Raw genomic sequence first — 19,274 nt, forward strand, 5'->3', positions numbered from 1 at the left:
CGGTCAGCCGGGGCGGCCCGGCTGGTCCACGCACAGGCCGATGACCGGCACGCACAGCCCGGGGTCGTCCGGCTTCTTCGGCTTCTTCGGCTGCTCGGGCTTGGGCTCGGGCGCCGGGGCGGGCGTGGTCCGGCTCGGCGGAGCGGGCGCGGCCGGGGCCGGACGTGGGGCGTCGCCCTGGGTGGCCGGTGCCGGGGTGTTCGGGGTGTCGGGGATGGTCGTGGGCCGGTGAGCGGCGGTCGTTGCGGCCCCTCGGGTGCCGGTCGCGGCGGGAGGGGCCGGCCGTGCGCCCCTGGTGGCCGGGGACGGGGTCAGGCCGCCCAGGGCCGTGGGTGACGAGGGGCTGGCCTCGGGGGTGGCGGCCGGGAGGGTCGCGGCGGTGTCGGCGGTCCGGTCCGTGTCCGTGCCGGTGGTGACCGGGTCCGGGCGGGGTTCGGCCTCGACGGTGCCGACGCCGTCGGGGCCCGGGCCGGGGGCCAGGCGAACGAGGCTCAGGGCGCCGGCGGCCAGGGCGAGGCCGCCGGCGGCGAGCAGGGCCTTGTGGGAGCGGGGCTTGCGGTGGCGGCCCCGGACACGGGGGGCGAAGGGGCCGGTTTCCGCCGGCGGCTCGGCGGGTGCGATCGGTTCCGTTCGGCGGGGCGCCGTGGCAGTCCCGGTGTCCCGCTGTGGCCCGGTCGGTGTGTTCGCCCTCATCACGGTTCCTCCCCGATGCGCACGCGCCCCCTGTGCGCCGTTGGCGGACGCACGCTATGCGCTCCCATGGGCGGTCGGGCCGGAATTGAGGTGATGTCACTCGAACGGGTGGGCGGGTGAGGGTGCGGGAACCGGTCGCGTCCGCTCTTTCGTGCGTGGGGTGCGGCTGCGATGATCGGGGCGGTGAGGTTGTTAACCCGCGTTAACCGGAGGGTGTCATGAACGAGGAACGGTTCGGGGAGTTCGTGCTGGTGCGGCGGCATGAGCAGGGGCATGTCGCGGAGCTCGTCCTCGACCGGCCCAAGGCCATGAACGCCGTGTCGACCGGGATGGCGCGGTCCATCGCCGGGGCGTGTGCGGCGCTGGGGGAGGACCGGGACGTACGGGTGGTCGTGCTGACCTCGACGCATGAGCGGGCGTTCTGCGTGGGGGCCGACCTGAAGGAGCGGAACTCGTTCAGCGACGCGGATCTGGTGCGGCAGCGGCCGGTGACGCGTGGGGCGTACACCGGGGTGCTGGAGGTGCCGGTGCCGACGGTGGCGGCGGTGCACGGGTTCGCGCTGGGGGGCGGGTTCGAGCTGGCGCTCGCGTGTGACGTGATCGTGGCGGACCTTACGGCGGTGGTGGGGCTGCCGGAGGTGTCGGTGGGGGTGATTCCCGGGGGTGGGGGCACGCAGTTGCTGCCGCGTCGGGTGGGGGCGGCTCGGGCGGCCGAGCTGATCTTCTCGGCGCGGCGGGTGGAGGCCGTGGAGGCGGGCGAGTTGGGGTTGGTCGATCAGGTGGTGGAGGAGGGGCGGGACCGGGAGGTGGCGTTGGAGCTGGCCTCTCGGATCGCGGGGAATTCGCCGGTGGGGTTGCGGGCGGCGAAGCGGGCGTTGCGGTTGGGGCAGGGGTTGGATCTGCGGGCGGGGCTTGAGGTGGAGGACGCGGCGTGGAGGGCGGTGGCGTTCTCGGGGGATCGGGCGGAGGGCGTGGCGGCGTTCAACGAGAAGCGGAAGCCGGAGTGGCCGGGGGAGTGAGCTGGGGTTTGCTGTCCGGTGCTCGGCGTTGCCGCTGGGGGCGGGTGGGTGCGCAGCTCGGCGCGGCGAGGTGCCGCTGCGCCCACCCGTGCCGCCCTCAGCGGCACGCATGCCCGCAGCGGGGCGGCAAGCGCCAGCAGCCCGGCCTCCCCGTTCGCGTCGTCCACAGAACGGATTGGCTGAAAAGTCCCTAGCCTGGAGTGATGGGTGAGGACAGACGGCTGGTGGCCGTCGTCGCGTTGGCTCAGGGGATGGCGGCCGCGCACGGGTCGCGTGAGGCGTGGCGTGCGGCGGCTGCCGGGGCGTGCCGGGCGCTGGGCGGGAGTTTCGCCGCGCTGTCGGTGTGGGAGCGGGAGCTCGGGCGGCTGAAAGTCCTCGTGAACGTGGGTGCGCTGGCCGACGGGGAGGAGGAGTTCCCGGAGGACGAGGCCTATCCGGTGCACCAGTTCGCGGAGATCACCGAGTTCCTGCACGAGCAGTGGGCGGCGGGGGGCGGGGAGCCCGACGCATGGGTGGAGACCGCCGAGGGCCCCGCCGCCGGGCGGCGTCCCGGCTACTGCCATCAGCGCGTCGCCGCCCTGCGCCGACGGGGCCGGGGCTGCTGCGTGGTCGCGCCGATCGTGCTGCACGGCCGGGCCTGGGGCGAGCTGTATGTCGCCCGCCCGGCCGGTGAGGCCGTCTTCGAGCGGGCCGACGCCGACTTCGCGACCGTCCTGGCCTCCGTCGTGGCCGCCGGCATAGCCCAGACCGAGCGGCTGGAGGAGGCCCGGCGGCTCGCGTTCACCGACGCGCTGACGGGACTCGCCAACCGTCGTGCCGTGGACGTACGCCTGGAGCAGGCGATCGAGCGGCACCGCAGGGACGGCGCGGTCGTCAGCCTCGTCGTCTGCGATCTGAACGGGCTCAAGCGGGTCAACGACACCCATGGGCACGCCGTCGGCGACCGGCTCCTGGAGCGTTTCGGCTCGGTGCTGTCGCTGTGCGGGGCCATGCTGCCGGGGGCCTTGGCGGCGCGGCTCGGCGGGGACGAGTTCTGTCTGCTCGCGGTCGGGCCGCCCGCCGACCAGGTCGTGAAGGCGGCGGGTGAACTGTGCCGCCGGGCGTCCGAGTTGGAGCTCGGGGACGGGGTGGCCTGCGGGGTCGCCTCCACCGAGGATCCGATCGGGCCCGTACGCTCCGCGCGGCGGTTGTTCCGGCTCGCGGACGCGGCCCAGTACCGGGCCAAGGCCGAGCGGGCCGCCCGGCCGGTGGTCGCGGGCCGGGCCGGGCCGGATGATCCGGTCATGCGGCTGGCGGACGAGCCGTCCAAGGGGGCCGACGGGGAGCGCCGGCGGTTCCGGGGGCGGCACGCGCCGTAGGGGAGCGGCCGTGTGACGTATCGGTAAGGGGTGAACCCCGCCCCCAGTGGTGACATCATCGAATTCACTGCGTACGCTCCTGAATATGGATATGCACACTGTGGTGGTGGGGACGTCCGGCGTGACCGCGTCCGACGTGCTCGCCGTGGCGCGTGCCGGTGCCCGCGTCGAGCTCTCCGAGGAGGCGGTGGCCGCCCTCGCCGCGGCCCGCGAGATCGTGGACGCGCTGGCGGCCAAGCCGGACCCCGTGTACGGCGTGAGCACCGGCTTCGGGGCCCTGGCGACCCGGCACATCAGCCCGGAGCTGCGCGCACAGCTCCAGCGCAACATCGTCCGCTCGCACGCCGCCGGCATGGGGCCGAGGGTGGAGCGGGAGGTCGTACGCGCCCTGATGTTCCTGCGGCTGAAGACCGTCTGCTCCGGGCGCACCGGCGTACGGCCCGAGGTGGCGCAGACGATGGCCGACCTCCTCAACGCCGGTATCACCCCGGTCGTGCACGAGTACGGCTCCCTCGGCTGCTCCGGGGACCTCGCACCGCTGTCCCACTGCGCGCTCGCGCTGATGGGCGAGGGCGACGCCGAGGGCCCCGACGGTGCCGTACGCCCCGCCGGCGAACTCCTCGCCGCGCACGGCATCCAGCCGGTCGAACTGCGCGAGAAGGAAGGCCTCGCCCTTCTCAACGGCACCGACGGCATGCTCGGCATGCTGGTCATGGCCCTGGCCGACCTGGACACGCTCTACCGGTCCGCCGACATCACGGCCGCCCTGTCCATGGAGGCCCTGCTCGGCACCGACCGGGTCCTCGCGCCCGAACTGCACGCCATCCGGCCGCACCCGGGGCAGGCCGCCAGTGCCGCCAACATGCTCGCCGTGCTGAAGGGTTCGGGTCTGACCGGGCACCACCAGGACGACGCCCCGCGCGTCCAGGACGCCTACTCGGTGCGCTGCGCCCCGCAGGTCGCCGGGGCCGGGCGGGACACCATGGCCCACGCCCGGCTGGTCGCCGACCGCGAGCTGGCGTCGGCGGTCGACAACCCGGTGGTGCTGCCCGACGGCAGGGTGGAGTCCAACGGCAACTTCCACGGCGCGCCGGTCGCCTACGTCCTGGACTTCCTCGCCATCGCCGCCGCCGACCTCGGCTCCATCGCCGAGCGGCGCACCGACCGGCTGCTCGACAAGAACCGCAGCCACGGCCTGCCGCCGTTCCTCGCCGACGACGCCGGTGTGGACTCGGGCCTGATGATCGCTCAGTACACGCAGGCCGCGCTGGTGAGCGAGCTGAAGCGGCTCGCCGTACCGGCGTCCGCCGACTCGATCCCGTCCTCCGCGATGCAGGAGGACCATGTCTCGATGGGCTGGTCGGCGGCGCGCAAGCTGCGCACGGCCGTCGACAACCTCACCCGTGTCCTCGCCGTCGAGCTGTACGCCGCCACGCGCGCCGTCGAGCTGCGCGAGGGGCTGACGCCGGCGCCCGCGACGCGGGCGGTCATCGACGCCGTACGGGAAGCGGGAGTTCAGGGTCCCGGACCGGACCGGTTCCTGGCGCCCGACCTGGCCGCCGCGGACGCCTTCGTGCGCGACGGGCGGCTGCTCGCCGCGGTGGAGACGGTCACCGGGCCGCTCCGGTAGTACGACGAACGCGGCAGGGGTCTTGCCTGGCGGCAGGGCCCCTCGGCGGTCGCCCTTGCGCCAAGTGCGCTCAGAGGCCGAGCCGTTCCCGGCGGACCGAGTAGGCGACGAAGCCCGCGCCCAGCATGAGGAACATCGTGCCGCCGGCCACGTAGGGCGTGCTGTCGAAGCTGCCCGTGTCGGCGAGGCGGGTGTCGGTGACGGAGTCGCCGGCCGTCGTGGCCGCGATCCGCGCCTGCTCTGTGACCTGCGGCGACGGGCTTGCCGAGACCGCGTCTCTCACCGGCGAGTCCGACGTCGCGTTGGCGGACGGGACGAACCACAGGGCGCCCAGCAGGGTCGCTGCGGCGGTGGTGGTCAGCAACGGGCGGCGAGCGGATGACACGGAATATCGATCCCCTTGTGGCACTGGCGAATTGGCCGTGTGGGGTGATGTTAGTAAAAGGCGCGGGTCACGGGAAAGTCACGGGAGATCCTGGACGTACGCTCCCGCCATGAGCACTCCTGAGACATCACGTTTTGTACGGGTTCGGGTAGAACTCGTTCTGGAGGTCGGCGACGCGGACGCGGTCACCAAGTCCGCGCTGCGCCGGATCGCCGACGACGCAGAGTTGCCGGCGTCGGAGCGGGTACACGCCGAGAGCGCTGTGACGGAAGACACCGCGGAGGCCCTCGCGTACCTGGTGGACCCGTTCGACCTGGTCAGCCAGGTCCCGGGGGTCGAACTCCAGCAGGCCTCCTGGAGCAGCGAGCGGATCGAGTACGACCCCGATTCGCCGGACTGGGACTACGACGAGGATGATGATGAGGGCGAGTACGACCTGAACGACAGTGACGACAGTGACGAAGGGGACGGCGGAAGCCGGGCGCACGCGGCCGGCTGAGGCGGCTCGGGGAGAACATGACCCCGGGTGGCAACCGCCGCCCGGGGTTTCGTCGTCTCAAGCGACGCACCGACCGCACCAGCACCATCCGCGCCGCGGACGTGGTGATCCCCACACCTGTGTCACATGGGGAACCTGACGAACCGGTCGTAGCGTTGAAAGGTCTCGACGAGGACTCACGAGTCCACGCGGGGGCACTTGGTCTTTGACGGGGACACACTCGGGGTCTTGGGGAAATCGGCAACGATGGAGAAGCGTGTGATAACGGTCAGTAAGCGGCGCAAGGGCCTGGCGGTCGCGTCCGCACTGCTCGGTGGAGTGCTGGTGCTCTCGGCCTGTACCGGCGGCGACGACAACGCCTCCGGGAGTGACGGGGGCGACAGCTCCCAGTCGAAGGTCGACGAGGCCGCGGCCAAGAAGACCTCCGCGGCCCAGATCAAGATCACGCCAGAGGACGGCTCCGACAACGCCTCCATCAACAACTCCGCCGCCGTCACCGTGAGCAAGGGCACGCTCACGGACGTCTCGATGACGACGTCCGACGGCACGGAGGTCAGCGGCCAGATATCCGCCGACAAGAAGAGCTGGAAGCCGAGCACCCAGCTCGAGCGCTCCACGAACTACAAGCTCGCCGCGGAGGCGAAGGACGACGAGGGCCGCGTCGCCCACGAGAACGCCTCGTTCACCACGGTCTCCCCGGCCAACAGCTTCATCGGCAACTTCACCCCGGACGACGGCCAAACCGTGGGCGTCGGCATGCCGGTCTCGATCAACTTCGACAAGGCGATCACCAACAAGGCCGCCGTCCAGAAGGGCATCAAGGTCAGCACGACCGGCGGCCAGGAGGTCGCCTGCCACTGGTTCAACGCCAACCGCATGGACTGCCGGCCCGACGAGTACTGGAAGGAAGGCTCCACCGTCACGCTGAAGCTCGAGCTCGACGGCGTCGAGGGCGCCAAGGGTGTCTACGGGGTCCAGCAGAAGACGGTCACCTTCAAGATCGGCCGCAACCAGGTCTCGTACGTCGACGCGAAGACCAAGCAGATGAAGATCACGCAGGACGGCAAGACCGTGCGCACCATCCCGATCTCCGCCGGCTCGCCCGAGAACAAGACCTACGAGGGCATCATGGTGATGTCCGAGAAGTTCAAGGAGACGCGCATGAACGGCGCGACCGTGGGCTTCACGGACGACGACGGCAAGGGCGAGTACGACATCAAGGACGTGCCGCACGCCATCCGCCTCTCCAGCTCCGGCACCTTCATCCACGGCAACTACTGGGGCGCGAAGTCCATCTTCGGCGGCGTGAACACCAGCCACGGCTGCGTCGGCCTCCAGGACGCGAAGGGCGCCGACGACCCGAAGACGCCGGGCGCGTGGTTCTACAACAACTCGATCCTCGGTGACGTGGTCGTCGTCCAGAACACCGGCGACAAGACGGTCGCGCCGGACAACGGCCTCAACGGCTGGAACATGAGCTGGGCCGACTGGAAGGCCGGTTCGGCGGCCTGACGGTCCGATAGCTCCGGAAGCCTCTGAAAGGAAGCCGCCGCCCGCCCTGGAAACAGGGGCGGGCGGCGGCTTCCTTGTCTCCGCCATAGTTCCTCGCTCCTCCACGCGTAACCCTGCGGCCCTGTAACGGAGTTCCGGCGGACGTGTAACAGTCAGCCGACGGAGTTCTTACCCTCTTCTCATCTATTGAGCAGCTGATCACCCCTCGGCATACTTCGTTTTCCGGGGGGTGTACGGCCATGCGTACGAGACCACCCCCGGCCGGGTGAACGGGGAATTCACCTGGTTCTTCTGCAAGGGGGAATCTTGCGCAGACAAGTGAAAAAGGCGTGCGCGGCCACGGTCGCCACAGCGGCGGCCGTGGCCCTGGCGGCGGGAATGACCAGCCCGGCGTCGGCGAACGGCGAGCAGACGGCCGCAGCCTCCAAACCCACCTCGCTCACCGCCAAGCACCGCATCACGCTGATCACCGGCGACCGGGTCGTCCTGGACGCCAAGGGGCGCGTCGTCGGCCTGGAGCGGGCCAAGGGACGCGAGGACATTCCCGTCCAGGTCCGCAAGCTCGACGGCCACACCCTCGTGATCCCCGCCGACGCGGCCCGCCTGGTCGCCACCGGCAAGCTCGACCAGCGGCTCTTCGACGTCACCGAGCTCAACAAGTCCACGACCCGCAAGGCCCAGAAGAAGGGCCTGAAGGTCATCGTCGGCTACCAGGGCAGCGCCACGGCCGCCAAGGCCGACGTCCGCGACGCGGGCACGCTGAGCCACTCGCTGAAGTCCGTGAACGCGGACGCGGTGCAGACGCCCAAGGAGGACACGCCCGACCTGTGGGACGCGGTCACCAACGGCGACAAGACCGCCTCCGGCATCGCGCACGTCTGGCTCGACGGCGTCCGCAAGGCCAGCCTCGACAAGTCCGTGGCGCAGATCGGCACCCCCAAGGCGTGGTCGGCCGGCTATGACGGCAAGGGCGTGAAGATCGCCGTCCTGGACACCGGTGTCGACGCCACCCACGCCGACCTCAAGGGCCAGGTGATCGGCGCCAAGAACTTCACCACCTCGCCCGACACGACCGACAAGGTCGGGCACGGCACGCATGTCGCCTCGATCGCGGCGGGCACCGGCGCGAAGTCCGGCGGCAAGTACAAGGGCGTCGCGCCCGGCGCGAAGATCCTCAACGGCAAGGTGCTCGACGACGGCGGATTCGGCAGCGACTCCGAGGTCCTCGCCGGCATCGAGTGGGCCGCCGCCGAGGGCGCCGACGTCGTCAACATGAGCCTGGGCGGCGGCGACACGCCCGCGATCGACCCGCTGGAAGCGGCGGTGAACAAGCTGTCCGAGGAGAAGGGCATCCTGTTCGCCATCGCCGCCGGCAACGAGGGCGACTTCGGCGAGCAGACCATCGGCTCCCCGGGCAGCGCCGCCGCGGCCCTGACCGTCGGCGCGGTCGACGACAAGGACGTGCTGGCCTCCTTCTCCAGCCGCGGCCCCGGCATGGACGGCGCCCTCAAGCCCGACGTGACCGCGCCCGGCGTGGACATCACCGCGGCCTCCGCTCCGGGCAACCAGATAGCCCAGGAGGTCGGCGAGAACCCGGCCGGGTACATGTCGATCTCCGGTACGTCGATGGCGACCCCGCATGTCGCGGGCGCGGCGGCGATCCTCAAGCAGCAGCACCCGACGTGGAAGTACGCCGAGCTGAAGGGCGCCCTCACCGGCTCCACCAAGGGCGGCAAGTACACCCCGTTCCAGCAGGGTTCGGGCCGTATCCAGGTCGACCAGGCCATCAAGCAGTCCGTGGTGGCCGAGCCGGGCTCGGTGAGCTTCGGCGTCCAGCAGTGGCCGCACACCGACGACAAGCCGGTCACCAAGGAGCTGACGTACCGCAACCTCGGTACGAAGGACGTCACGCTGAAGCTGACGTCGACCGCCACCAACCCCAAGGGCCAGGCCGTCCCGGCCGGCTTCTTCAAGCTCGGCGCCACCTCGGTGACCGTCCCGGCCGGCGGCAAGGCCTCGGTCCCGTTCACCGCGAACACCAAGCTGGGCGGCACGGTCGACGGCGCGTACTCGGCGTATGTGACGGCGACGGGCGGCGGCCAGACCGTGCGGACGGCGGCGGCGGTGCAGCGCGAGGTGGAGTCGTACGACGTCACGCTGAAGGTCCTCGACCGTGACGGCAAGCCCGCCAAGAACTACTCCGTCGACCTGGCCGGCACGTCCGGCCTGGGCAACGGCAAGTTCTTCATGCCGTACGACGCGGACGGCACCGTCACCGCCCGTCTGCCCAAGGGCGGGTACGTCCTGAACTCGAACCTCTACGTGAGCGACGACCCGGAGAAGTTCGAGGGCGTCGACTGGCTGGCCCAGCCGCAGCTGAACGTCACCAAGAACACGACGATCACGCTGGACGCGCGCAAGTCCAAGCCGGTGAACATCACCGTGCCGGACGCCGCCGCAAAGCCGGAGTTCGCCTCGGCCGACTACGTGGTGGAGGCGGGGGACTCCAGCTTCGGCTTCGGCTGGTGGCTCGACTCGTTCGCCGACCTCCGTACCGCGCACGTCGGCCCGCAGGTCACCGGCGGCTCGGTGACCCAGCAGTGGGACGGTCACTGGAGCAAGGGCGACAAGGAGCAGTACGACGTCACCGGCGGCGGTCCCGTCAAGCAGCTCGCCACCGGCTACACCAAGCACTACAAGGCGAGCGAGCTCGCCACGGTGAAGGCGGGCCTCGGCGCCGCGGCGAGCGGCAAGAAGGGCTCGATCAGCGCCATGGGCTGGCTGCCGTGGAGCGGCGGCGCCTCCTCGTTCAGCGTCGTGCAGCCCCTGCCGGGCACGCGGACGCTGCACCTGTCCACCCTGGGCGGAGTGAAGTGGGACTTCGACTTCGCCCAGACCGGTGGTGTCGACGCCGAAGGCTTCCCGGTCTTCGAGGCCGGCTACACGCTGGACGACCAGAAGTTCGCAGGCGGCAAGAGCTACTCGAAGACGTTCAACACCGCCGTCTTCGGGCCGCGCATCAACGCCGACTTCGGTCTGTTCCGTGAGGGCAACCAGATCCACGGCTCCGTGCCGCTGTTCGCCGATGGCAAGGGAAACCCGGGCTCCTCGGCGTTCACCTCGGCGAACACGACCCTCTACCGCAACGGCACCAAGGTCGGCAGCAACGACGACCCGCTGTCCGGCGGCGAGGCGTTCAAGGTCCCGGCCGGCGACGCCGAGTACAAGCTGACGACCTCGGTCAAGCGCAGCGTCAAGGTCGCGGCGGCCTCCACCCGCATCGACGCGAGCTGGACGTTCCGCTCGAAGAAGACCACGGACCTCAAGCAGCTGCCCGCCTCCACGGCCCGCTTCAACGCGGTCACGGGCCTGGACAGCAAGGTCCCGGCCGGCAAGACGGTCAGCATCCCGGTCACCGTCGAGGGCGCTGCCAAGGGCAGCAACCTGAAGTCGCTGTCGGTGTACGTGTCGTACGACTACGGCAAGACCTGGAAGAAGCTCACCGTCAAGGACGGCAAGGTCGGCGTCAAGAACCCGGAGAAGGGGAAGGCCATCTCCTTCCACGCCAAGATCGCCGACAAGAAGGGCAACAAGTCGACGATCTCGATCTACAACGCGTACTACGGCAAGTGAGCAGCCGTTAGCGGACGGCCCGTCGGAAGCCTCGGTTTCCGGCGGGCCGTCCGTGTGGGTCAGGCCGGGTGTCAGACCGGGGTCAGGCCGGTGGTGTTGAGCTTCCGGCCCCCGCACGGGTCGCGTCCGCCCCCCAGCTCGCCAGCAGGCGCAGCGCCTGGGCCGACGGGGTGTCCGGTTCCGCGTGGTAGGTGATCAGGGACTGCTCGGCGTCGTCGACCAGGCGGAACGTCTCGAAGGACAGGGTCAGGTCGCCGACCAGCGGGTGCCGCAGGCGCTTGACGCCGTAGCTCTTCTCCTTGACGTCATGGGCGGCCCAGAGACGACGGAACTCCTCGCTCTTCACCGACAGCTCGCCGATCAGCGCCGACAGCTGCGGGTCGTCCGGCCGGCAGCCCGCGTCCATGCGCAGGTAGCCGACCATGTCCTTGGCCTTCTGGTCCCACTCGACGAACAGGTCGCGGTACTCGGGCCGCAGGAACACCAGCCGCGCCCAGTTCCGCTCCGGCGCCGGCAGCTCCGCCCAGTCGCCGAAGAGGGCCGCGGCCATCCGGTTCCACGCCAGGACGTCCGAGCGGCGCCCCACGATGTACGCCGGGACGGTGTCGATCGAGTCCAGCAGATACCGCAGCGTCGGCCGCACCTGCTGGGTGCGCGCCACCGGCTTCTTCTTGTGCTGCTTCGGCTTCGCCAGGTGCGTCAGGTGGGCGTGCTCGGCGTCGTTCAGCCGCAGGGCGCGCGCGATCGCGTCCAGCACCTCCGCCGAGACGTTGCGCCCGTTGCCCTGCTCCAGCCGTGTGTAGTACGCCACGGAGACCCCGGCCAGCTGTGCCAGCTCCTCGCGGCGCAGCCCCGGCACGCGCCGCCGCCCGAAGTCGGGCAGCCCCACGTCCTCCGGCTTCAGCCGGGCACGCCGGGTGCGCAGGAACTCACTGAGCTCGGCACGCCGGTCCAGGCCCCCGCCGGGCTGCGATGCGGGCTCCTGTGCGGGTTCGGGCTGTTCGTCCATGCCCTCCAGTATTCACGGTCGTACGCACACGAGCCTGACCCCGCCAGTGGTACGCACCGTGTGCGTACGCAAAACCGTGGTCTGGGTAGACGCTCGCGTTTTCGGCACGCTGGTGAACGTGCCCGGTCAGAAGATCCAGAAGGCAGCCGGGCACGGAAACCCCCGCTAGGAGAACCCCGGCATGACCACTGTCGCCGCGTACGCCGCACCCGCCCCCAAGGCTCCGCTGGAGCGCACCACCATCGACCGCCGCGAGGTCCGCGAGTTCGATGTCCTGATCGACATCAAGTTCGCCGGCATCTGCCACTCCGACATCCACCAGGCCCGCGAGGGCTGGGGCGAGGCGATCTTCCCGATGGTCCCCGGCCACGAGATCGCCGGTGTCGTCACCGAGGTCGGCCCGGGCGTGACGAAGTTCGCCGTCGGCGACCGCGTGGGCGTCGGCTGCATGGTCGACTCCTGCCGCGAGTGTGAGAACTGCAAGGCCGGGCGCGAGCAGTACTGCGTCGAGGGCAACATCCAGACGTACAACGCCGTCGGCCGCGACGGCGAGCCCACCTACGGCGGCTACTCGCAGAAGGTCGTCGTCGACGAGAACTTCGTCGTCCGCATCCCCGACGGCCTCTCCCTCGACATCGCCGCGCCGCTGCTGTGCGCCGGCATCACCCTCTACTCCCCGCTCAGGCGCTTCGGCGCCGGCCCCGGCAAGAAGGTCGCGATCCTCGGCCTGGGCGGCCTCGGCCACATGGGCGTGAAGATCGCGCACGCCCTCGGTGCCGAGGTGACCGTGCTGTCGCAGTCCCTGCGCAAGCAGGAGGACGGCCTGCGGCTGGGCGCCGACCACTACTACGCCACCAGCGACCCGAAGACCTTCGAGGAGCTGAACGGCACGTTCGACCTGATCGTGTCCACGGTGTCGGCCCCGCTGGACTTCAACGCCTACCTGGCGCTGCTGAAGCCCGAGGGCACGCTGGCGAACGTCGGCGCCCCCGAGGAGCCGATCTCCCTCAGCCTCTTCTCGGTGATCGGCGGCGGCAAGTCGCTCGCCGGTTCCATGATCGGCGGCATCCCGGAGACCCAGGAGATGCTGGACTTCTGCGCCGAGCACGGCCTCGGTGCCGAGATCGAGCTGATCCGCGGTGACCAGATCAACGAGGCGTACGAGCGGGTGCTGGGCAGCGATGTGCGGTACCGGTTCGTGATCGACACGGCGACGATCTGAGACCGGCTCCGAGGGCCTCGGACGCACGTGGTTCGTGGCCGGGGCCCTCAGCGCCGTCCGAGGAGCCACAGCAGATACGGCCCGCCCACCAGCGAGGTGAGCGCGCCGACCGGGATCTCCAGCGGCGGCAGCAGCGTACGGGCCGCCAGATCGGCACCGACCAGGATCACCGCACCCGTCAGAGCCGAGGAGAGCAGCGGCGGCTGAGGCGTGCGCGTGAGCCGCCTCGCCAGCTGCGGAGCGGTCAGCGCGACGAAGCCGATCGGGCCCGCCGCGCCGGTCGCCGTCGCCGCGAGCACCACCCCCAGGACCGTCAGCCCGAGCCGGGCCCGGCCCACCCGTACGCCGAGCGAGGCCGCGGTCTCGGGGCCGAGTCCCAGTGGGCGCACGGCCCGGCTCGCCCACACCAGCCCCGGCAGACACAGCAGACACACCACGGCCAGCGGCCCCGCCTGCTCCCAGCCCCGCCCGTTCAGACTCCCGGTCAGCCACAGCTTGACCTGCTCGGCGGCCTCCAGCTCGCTGTCCGTCAGATACAGCTGCACGACAGCCGACAGGGCGACGCCGATCCCGACACCCGTGAGCACGAACCGGCTCGGCTGCATGCCGTGCCGCCAGGCCAGCGCATAGACCAGCGCGGCGGCCGCCAGTCCGCCCGCGACCGACACGGCGGGCAGCGCGCCCGGCGAGGTCACCGCCCCCGTCGCCAGCGCGAGCACGGTCGCGGCGGCGGCCCCGTGCCCGACCCCGATCACATCCGGACTGGCCAGCGGGTTGCGCGTCACGGCCTGCACCAAGGCCCCCGCCACGCCCAGCGCCCCGCCCACCAGTGCCCCCAGCACGATCCGGGGCACCCGCAACTCGCCCACGACGAGTGCGTGGGGCCCGCTCCCGGTGCGCAGGGTGTGCCACACCTCGCCGGGCGGTACGTACGCCTGCCCGACACAGGCGGAGACGAGCATGACGCCGCCGAGGAGCAGAACGAGTGCCAGGGCGACGGCGGCGGAACGGCGGTGGAGGAGGAGGGAGACGCGGGGGTGGGGCCGCAACACCGTGACGTGCGCCGGCCCGGACGCGGGCAGTCGTGCGGTACCGGTCACGCCACAGCTCCCCTGCGCCGTACCAGCACCACCAGCACCGGCACCCCCACCACCGCCGTCATGACCCCAGCCGGAACCTCCGCGGGAGCCCGGATCACACGCCCCGCCACATCGGCCCCCACCAGCAGCCCGGCCCCGAGCAGCCCGGACAGCGGCAGCACGACCCGATGGCCCCCGGAGACCAGCCGCCGGGCGAGATGCGGCACGGCCAGCCCCACGAACGCGATCGGCCCCGCCGCGGCCACCGCCGCAGCCGTCAGCAACGTCGCCCCCGCCGCGGCCGCACCCCGCACCAGCCCGACCCGATGCCCCAGGGCCCGCGCCGCCTCGTCACCGAGCGCCAGCGCGTCCAGCCCCCGGGCACACGCCAGCACCGACAGCAGCCCCACGCCGAGGAACGGCAGCATCGCGCCGACCGTGTCCGCGTCCCGGCCGCTGAGCGCCCCGACCTGCCAGAACCGGAACTGATCCAGCGTCGCCGAACTCGCCGTCAGTACGACGGTCGTAGCACCCGAGGTCATCGCCGACAAGGCCGTCCCGGCCAGTGCCAGCTTCACCGGCGAGGCCCCGCCCCGCCCGCGCGCGGCGATGCCGTAGACCAGGCACGCGGCCACGACCGCGCCGGTGAAGGCGTACCAGACGTATCCGCCGAAGCCGCCGGCGAGCCCGGACACGATGGCCACGACGACCCCGGCCGCGGCGCCCTGGCTCAGCCCGAGGATCCCCGGGTCGGCGAGCGGATTGCGGGTGACCGCCTGCAACGCGGCCCCGGCGACGCCGAGAGCCGCGCCCGCGGCCAGCCCCACCGCGGTCCGCGGCACCCGCAGGGACCGTACGACGAGCGCGTCCGGGGAGCCGCCGCCGTGCAGCAGCGCGTCGAGCACATGGTCCGGCGCCACCGGCCGCGTCCCGACGGCGAGGGAGAGGAGACCGGCTACGGCCACCACCAGCACGGCACCCAGTACGGCGAGCGCGGCCGGCGGCCTGACGGCGAGACGCCGGGTCACCTGCCGAGGTGCTCGGCGAGCTGCCGTACGACGAGCCGGGCGGCGGTGGGACCGGCGTTGAGGTACCAGGGGTCGTCGTCGACCTTCACGGCGTGCCCGGCGTCGACGGCCTTCATCGACTTCCACAGCGGCCCGGCCAGCACGCTCCCGGCGTCGGTCCGGCCCGGATCGCCCTGCACCGAGTAGAAGATCCAGTCACCGTCGGCGACATCGATGCTCTCCGGCCCGACGTCCTCGGAGATCGCCGTGAACCGCTGGGACTCCGGCCGCTTCAGCCCCATGTCCACGGCGAGGGACCCGGTGAATGAGGAGACGCCGAACATGCGCGTCCGGTCGGGAGTGAACCGCACCATGGAGACGGCCGGGTCGCCCTGCACGTCCTGCCCCTGCTCGCGTGCGTCCGCGGCGATGCCGTCGAGCAGTTTCCGCGCCCGCTGGCCCTTGCCGACCGCCTCGCCCACGAGCAGCAGGTCGCGCTTCCAGTTGATGCCGTTGCCGGCGGTGATCACGGTCGGCGCGATCTTCGACAGCTTGGGGTAGAGCTCGCCGAGCGAGTCGTTGGCCAGGATCAGGTCCGGCTCGGCGGCGGCCAGGGTCTCCAGGTTGGGGGCCGAGCGGGTGCCCGCGTCGGTCATGCCGGCCAGCCGGTCCTTGTGGCGCGGGAAGGCGTCGGCCAGGTAGCCGGGCACGAGGCCGGCGTTGTCGGCGCGGGTGGTCGCCGTCGGGACGATCCCCAGCGAGAGCAGGTCGTCGAGCTGCCCGGTGCTGAGGACGGCGATCCGCTGCGGCCGGGCCTTGATCGCCGTACTGCCCTCGAAATGCTTGACGGTGCGCGGGAAGACCCCGTCCTCGCCGGTGTCGGCGCCCATGCCCTTCGCGAGGGCGCTCGGTGCGGCGGAGGGACCCGCGGAGCCTTCGGCGGCGCCGATGACCTGGCTGCGCGAGCCGTCCTCCCGCTTGCCGCCCCCGCTGCCGCCGCCCGGCGACGAGCAACCGGCCAGCAGCCCTCCGGCGACGGCCAGGGCCAGGGCGGCCCTTGATCCCACTGCGCGCACCACTTACTCCGATCCATCAAATTAGGTGAGGCTTACCTTAATAGGTGCGGGAGTATCGTGGTTCGGGAGGGGAGGCCCACCATGACCGTGCAGCTGAACCACACCATCGTCGTCGCGCACGACAAGCGCGCCTCGGCCCGGTTCCTCGCCGACCTCCTGGGACTCGAAGTGAGCCCGCCCTACGGCCCGTTCCTCCCGGTCGAGATCTCCAACGGTGTGACGCTCGACTACATGGACAGCCCCGGTGCCATCACGCCGCAGCACTACGCCTTCCTCGTCTCGGAGGACGAGTTCGACGTGATCTTCGGCCGTATCCAGGAGGCCGGTCTGACGTACTGGGCGGACCCGTTCCACAGCCGCCCCGGCGAGATCAACCACAACGACGGCGGCCGGGGCGCGTACTTCGACGACCCCGACGGCCACCGACTGGAGATCATCACGAGGCCGTACGGCAGCGGCGGCTGATCTCCCGGCCCTCCGGACCTCTCCGTCTGTCACATCTCCCCGCCGCCCTCCGTCATACCGGCGAAGGCGAATCGGAAGTCGACAGTCGGGGAGTAGTCATGACGTCATCCATCCTGGTCACCGGCGGCACGGGCACCCTGGGCGGCCATGCCGTGCCGCTGCTGCGCGCGGCCGGCCACGAGGTGCGGATCCTCAGCCGGAGCCCCCGCCCCGCCGCGGACGGCATCGAATACGTCACCGGCGATCTGCTCAAGGGCGAGGGCGTCGAGGCCGCTCTCGACGGCGCGGAGACCGTGCTGCATCTGGCGGGCGGTCCCAAGGGCGACGACGAGGCCACCCGCAATCTGGTGCGCGCCGCGTCCCGGGCCGGGGTACGGCACCTGGTCTACATCTCGGTCATCGGCGCGGACCGGGTGCCGTTGGCCTGGATGCGGACGAAGCTGGAGTCGGAGCGGGCCGTCGCCGGCTCGGGCATTCCGTGGTCGACCCTGCGCGCCGCCCAGTTCCACGACCTCGCGCTGACCATGGTCGAGAAGATGGCGAGGCTGCCGGTGTTCCCGGTCCCCGGCGGCCTCCGGCTCCAGCCGGTCGACTCCCGCGAAGTCGCCGCCCGCCTCGCGGAGCTGACCCTGGGCACCCCGGCCGGCCTCGTCCCCGACCTGACCGGGCCGCACGTCCACGGCCTCGCCGACCTGGCCCGCCCCTACCTCCGCCTCACGGGGCGGCGCCGCCCGATGCTGCCGGTGCGCATCCCCGGGAAGGCCGGGCGGGCGTACCGGGCGGGGGCGAATCTCACCCTGCGGGGGGCGGAGGAGGGGAAGCGGACCTGGGAGGAGTTCCTGGCGGAGCGGCTGGGCTAGCCCGGGAGCCGGTGGTTACCGGGAAGCCGGCCGGTCCTGGTCGTCGAAGGTCCACACGGCACGGGGTCCCGGGCCGACGGCGAGGGTGGAGTGACCGATGCGCTCCTCATGCCGGTACGACACCGGCCGGTTCAGCGACATCTCGACCTGCCGGAGGCCCACCTGGTCGATGGGCACCGCGTCGAAGCGGAGTGTGGTGCCGCCGCCCTTCGCGACGACGCCCCCGTCCTCCAGGGAGCGCACGGCGAACCCGCCGGCCTTCAGCAGCGGCACCGTATTGGCGAGGTCGCGTGCGGTCACCGCGAGCCGGATGCCGGTCACGTCCCGCATCAGGTGGTCACGGTAGGCGTCGGGCAGATAGCGCTCCCGGCCCACGTCACCGGGGTGTGCGGCGGGCTCGGTGTTGCCGCGTGGGTCGGCGAAGTACTCCGGCCGGTACTCCATGCCCCAGGTGCCGAAGAGGTCGTACTGGTCGGTGGTGAAGACGGCGTCGAACCACGGCACGGGAACGCCGTCGCCGAAGTCGCGCGTCTGCCGGAACTCGACGGGGTCGCTGATCCCCTGCTCACGCAGCCGGGCGAGCACCGTCACCAGGTCGCCCTTCAGCTCGGTCGAGACGCCCATGCCGGCGGAGCCGAGGGTTCCGTCCTTGCCGGGCAGGTCGCCGACGCCGAACAGCTCCAGATAGGTCTCGCGCCCCATCAGATAGCGGCCGGTCCAGGTCTGCCCGCCGGAACCGGTCGTAGTGCGGACCTGGAAGTCGGCGAACTCACGCAGATAGGCCGAGTGCTCGATGGCGTCGGCGGTCTCCCGGTCGAGGACGCCGTAAGCGTGGTTGTAGAACAGCAATTGCCGTCCGGCGTCTCCGGTCCGCGCCGAACTCACCCCGCCCTGGACCGCCCCCGCGAGGGCCAGAGTGACGACCATGATCACCTGTAACGCTCGTCTGAGAACCATGCGAAGGAGCGTAGAGCGGGAGGAATCGATTCCGCTGGGGATTCCGGCGCTGTCCCGGGCTCCTTGTCAGGGACCCTTGGCCAAGGGCCCTTGGCCGGGGGATTCCTGCCCGCCCTGGTCGAGCCGGAACGGCGGGTACTGGTCGGTCATCAGGGCGGCGTAGGCGGTCACCCGCGCGCACCAGCGGGCGAGGCCCAGCAGGAAGTCGAAGAGGTGCCGTGGATAGCGGGCGGTGAACAGCAGGATGACCACCGCGACCAGGGAGAGCCAGGTCATCAGCCCGCCGCCCCGCCAGCCGCCCCCGTCGTGCCAGCCGGAGCCCCAGCCGCCGCCCACGAACATCGCTACGACGATGTACTGCGGGATCGCCAGCAGCCACCACTTCACCAGGACCAGTCCGCGCGACAGCCGCTCGGGATAGACGACGTCGAAGCGCGCCGGATAGCCGGGCACGTCGGCGAGGGTGAACGGCGGGTACCGGTCGGTGCCGAGCGCGGTGTGGGCGTAGTAGCCGACCCGCCAGTTCCAGCGCAGCACGCCGACGTTGAAGTCGAAGAGGGACCGGGGGTACCGGGCGGTGAACAGGATGGCGAAGAACGCGATGACCGTCACGACCGCGAACGCGATCCACAGGAAGAACAGCACGATGTAGTGCGGGATGGCGAGCAGCCACTTCACCAGCCACAGCCATCGGGACAGCCGGGGGTCGACAGACGCCTCGATGCGCACGGGCGACGCGGTGACAGGGTTCATGTGGCGGAACTCCTTTCGCCTGCAGATTCGCAAGCGAGGAGGAGCCCCGCGACCTGGGCGGGGCCGTTCGCGCGTCCAGCACCGTTCGCGCGTCCAGCACCGGTCGCGCTCCCGGGG

The 19,274-nt window shown here is 71.4% G+C and carries 17 protein-coding genes; 9 read left to right on the plus strand and 8 right to left on the minus strand.

Annotation, left to right across the window (positions count from 1 at the left end):
* Positions 1 to 3: 3 nt before the first annotated feature.
* Positions 4 to 693, minus strand: a complete 690-nt coding sequence (locus tag ACFT32_RS18100; RefSeq protein WP_382490045.1) for a hypothetical protein — start codon at positions 691 to 693, stop codon at positions 4 to 6.
* Between the two features lie 218 nt (positions 694 to 911).
* Here ACFT32_RS18100 and ACFT32_RS18105 point away from each other — a divergent pair, with 218 nt between their 5' ends.
* The 3 genes from ACFT32_RS18105 to hutH all read left to right on the plus strand — a co-directional run bounded on the left by ACFT32_RS18105 (position 912) and on the right by hutH (position 4,700).
* On the plus strand, positions 912 to 1,712 hold the full coding sequence (locus ACFT32_RS18105; protein WP_382490047.1) for an enoyl-CoA hydratase/isomerase family protein: 801 nt from the start codon (positions 912 to 914) through the stop codon (positions 1,710 to 1,712).
* A gap of 203 nt (positions 1,713 to 1,915) precedes the next feature.
* Positions 1,916 to 3,070, plus strand: a complete 1,155-nt coding sequence (locus ACFT32_RS18110) for a diguanylate cyclase domain-containing protein (RefSeq protein WP_382490053.1) — start codon at positions 1,916 to 1,918, stop codon at positions 3,068 to 3,070.
* A gap of 91 nt (positions 3,071 to 3,161) precedes the next feature.
* Complete coding sequence (hutH, locus tag ACFT32_RS18115; RefSeq protein WP_382490739.1) at positions 3,162 to 4,700, plus strand: histidine ammonia-lyase; 1,539 nt, start codon at positions 3,162 to 3,164, stop codon at positions 4,698 to 4,700.
* Between the two features lie 70 nt (positions 4,701 to 4,770).
* Here the strand turns inward: hutH and ACFT32_RS18120 are convergent, their stop codons facing one another.
* Positions 4,771 to 5,085: a hypothetical protein gene (locus ACFT32_RS18120; protein WP_189722908.1), complete on the minus strand. Its 315-nt coding sequence runs from the start codon at positions 5,083 to 5,085 to the stop codon at positions 4,771 to 4,773.
* 109 nt (positions 5,086 to 5,194) lie between these two features.
* On the opposite strand from ACFT32_RS18120, the gene ACFT32_RS18125 reads away from it, so the two are divergent.
* The 3 genes from ACFT32_RS18125 (at position 5,195) to ACFT32_RS18135 (ending at position 10,729) form a co-directional block, all read left to right on the plus strand.
* Entirely contained in the window at positions 5,195 to 5,584 is a 390-nt protein-coding gene (locus ACFT32_RS18125) for a hypothetical protein (RefSeq protein WP_382490055.1), read from the plus strand.
* 246 nt (positions 5,585 to 5,830) lie between these two features.
* The gene (locus ACFT32_RS18130; RefSeq protein ID WP_382490057.1) at positions 5,831 to 7,096 is read left to right on the plus strand and encodes an Ig-like domain-containing protein; all 1,266 of its coding nucleotides are present in this window, start codon (positions 5,831 to 5,833) and stop codon (positions 7,094 to 7,096) included.
* A 318-nt stretch (positions 7,097 to 7,414) separates the two neighbouring features.
* Positions 7,415 to 10,729 carry a S8 family serine peptidase gene (locus ACFT32_RS18135; protein ID WP_382490742.1) on the plus strand — a complete coding sequence of 1,105 codons (3,315 nt, stop codon included), beginning with the start codon at positions 7,415 to 7,417 and terminating at the stop codon, positions 10,727 to 10,729.
* A gap of 82 nt (positions 10,730 to 10,811) precedes the next feature.
* On the opposite strand, the gene ACFT32_RS18140 is transcribed toward ACFT32_RS18135, so the two are convergent.
* Positions 10,812 to 11,738 carry a helix-turn-helix domain-containing protein gene (locus ACFT32_RS18140; RefSeq protein ID WP_382490059.1) on the minus strand — a complete coding sequence of 309 codons (927 nt, stop codon included), beginning with the start codon at positions 11,736 to 11,738 and terminating at the stop codon, positions 10,812 to 10,814.
* 181 nt (positions 11,739 to 11,919) lie between these two features.
* Here ACFT32_RS18140 and ACFT32_RS18145 point away from each other — a divergent pair, with 181 nt between their 5' ends.
* Positions 11,920 to 12,960 carry an NAD(P)-dependent alcohol dehydrogenase gene (locus ACFT32_RS18145; RefSeq protein ID WP_382490061.1) on the plus strand — a complete coding sequence of 347 codons (1,041 nt, stop codon included), beginning with the start codon at positions 11,920 to 11,922 and terminating at the stop codon, positions 12,958 to 12,960.
* A 47-nt stretch (positions 12,961 to 13,007) separates the two neighbouring features.
* Here ACFT32_RS18145 and ACFT32_RS18150 read toward each other — a convergent pair whose 3' ends face one another.
* The 3 genes from ACFT32_RS18150 to ACFT32_RS18160 are packed head-to-tail and all read right to left on the minus strand — an operon-like array spanning position 13,008 to position 16,122.
* Positions 13,008 to 14,060 (minus strand): FecCD family ABC transporter permease, encoded by a 1,053-nt coding sequence (locus tag ACFT32_RS18150; protein WP_382490063.1) that lies wholly within the window; start codon positions 14,058 to 14,060, stop codon positions 13,008 to 13,010.
* Positions 14,057 to 15,067, minus strand: coding sequence for a FecCD family ABC transporter permease (locus tag ACFT32_RS18155; protein WP_382490065.1), 1,011 nt, complete (start codon positions 15,065 to 15,067; stop codon positions 14,057 to 14,059). The genes ACFT32_RS18150 and ACFT32_RS18155 overlap by 4 nt, the downstream gene beginning before the upstream one ends.
* Complete coding sequence (locus ACFT32_RS18160) at positions 15,064 to 16,122, minus strand: ABC transporter substrate-binding protein (RefSeq protein ID WP_382490744.1); 1,059 nt, start codon at positions 16,120 to 16,122, stop codon at positions 15,064 to 15,066. The genes ACFT32_RS18155 and ACFT32_RS18160 overlap by 4 nt, the downstream gene beginning before the upstream one ends.
* An 81-nt stretch (positions 16,123 to 16,203) precedes the next feature.
* Here ACFT32_RS18160 and ACFT32_RS18165 point away from each other — a divergent pair, with 81 nt between their 5' ends.
* A complete protein-coding gene (locus ACFT32_RS18165) occupies positions 16,204 to 16,587 on the plus strand; it encodes a VOC family protein (RefSeq protein ID WP_382490067.1) in 384 nt (127 codons plus the stop codon).
* Positions 16,588 to 16,685: 98 nt separating this feature from the next.
* The gene (locus ACFT32_RS18170; protein WP_382490069.1) at positions 16,686 to 17,447 is read left to right on the plus strand and encodes an SDR family oxidoreductase; all 762 of its coding nucleotides are present in this window, start codon (positions 16,686 to 16,688) and stop codon (positions 17,445 to 17,447) included.
* Positions 17,448 to 17,462: 15 nt separating this feature from the next.
* Here the strand turns inward: ACFT32_RS18170 and ACFT32_RS18175 are convergent, their stop codons facing one another.
* Positions 17,463 to 18,404 carry a DUF5829 family protein gene (locus ACFT32_RS18175; RefSeq protein WP_382490071.1) on the minus strand — a complete coding sequence of 314 codons (942 nt, stop codon included), beginning with the start codon at positions 18,402 to 18,404 and terminating at the stop codon, positions 17,463 to 17,465.
* Between the two features lie 66 nt (positions 18,405 to 18,470).
* Complete coding sequence (locus ACFT32_RS18180) at positions 18,471 to 19,157, minus strand: DUF4389 domain-containing protein (protein ID WP_382490073.1); 687 nt, start codon at positions 19,155 to 19,157, stop codon at positions 18,471 to 18,473.
* Between the last annotated feature and the right edge of the window lie 117 nt (positions 19,158 to 19,274).

It is taken from the genome of Streptomyces sp. NPDC057002 (genome assembly GCF_042673825.1).
In the GTDB taxonomy this organism is placed as follows: Bacteria; Actinomycetota; Actinomycetes; order Streptomycetales; family Streptomycetaceae; genus Streptomyces.

Bases quoted from the DNA above. Each gene is read 5' to 3' on its own strand.
- ACFT32_RS18100 (WP_382490045.1), bottom strand. From the start codon at position 693: ATGAGGGCGAACACACCGACCGGGCCACAGCGGGACACCGGGACTGCC.
- ACFT32_RS18105 (WP_382490047.1), top strand. From the start codon at position 912: ATGAACGAGGAACGGTTCGGGGAGTTCGTGCTGGTGCGGCGGCATGAG.
- ACFT32_RS18110 (WP_382490053.1), top strand. From the start codon at position 1,916: ATGGGTGAGGACAGACGGCTGGTGGCCGTCGTCGCGTTGGCTCAGGGG.
- hutH (WP_382490739.1), top strand. From the start codon at position 3,162: ATGCACACTGTGGTGGTGGGGACGTCCGGCGTGACCGCGTCCGACGTG.
- ACFT32_RS18125 (WP_382490055.1), top strand. From the start codon at position 5,195: ATGAGCACTCCTGAGACATCACGTTTTGTACGGGTTCGGGTAGAACTC.
- ACFT32_RS18130 (WP_382490057.1), top strand. From the start codon at position 5,831: ATGGAGAAGCGTGTGATAACGGTCAGTAAGCGGCGCAAGGGCCTGGCG.
- ACFT32_RS18140 (WP_382490059.1), bottom strand. From the start codon at position 11,738: ATGGACGAACAGCCCGAACCCGCACAGGAGCCCGCATCGCAGCCCGGC.
- ACFT32_RS18145 (WP_382490061.1), top strand. From the start codon at position 11,920: ATGACCACTGTCGCCGCGTACGCCGCACCCGCCCCCAAGGCTCCGCTG.
- ACFT32_RS18165 (WP_382490067.1), top strand. From the start codon at position 16,204: ATGACCGTGCAGCTGAACCACACCATCGTCGTCGCGCACGACAAGCGC.
- ACFT32_RS18170 (WP_382490069.1), top strand. From the start codon at position 16,686: ATGACGTCATCCATCCTGGTCACCGGCGGCACGGGCACCCTGGGCGGC.
- ACFT32_RS18175 (WP_382490071.1), bottom strand. From the start codon at position 18,404: ATGGTTCTCAGACGAGCGTTACAGGTGATCATGGTCGTCACTCTGGCC.
- ACFT32_RS18180 (WP_382490073.1), bottom strand. From the start codon at position 19,157: ATGAACCCTGTCACCGCGTCGCCCGTGCGCATCGAGGCGTCTGTCGAC.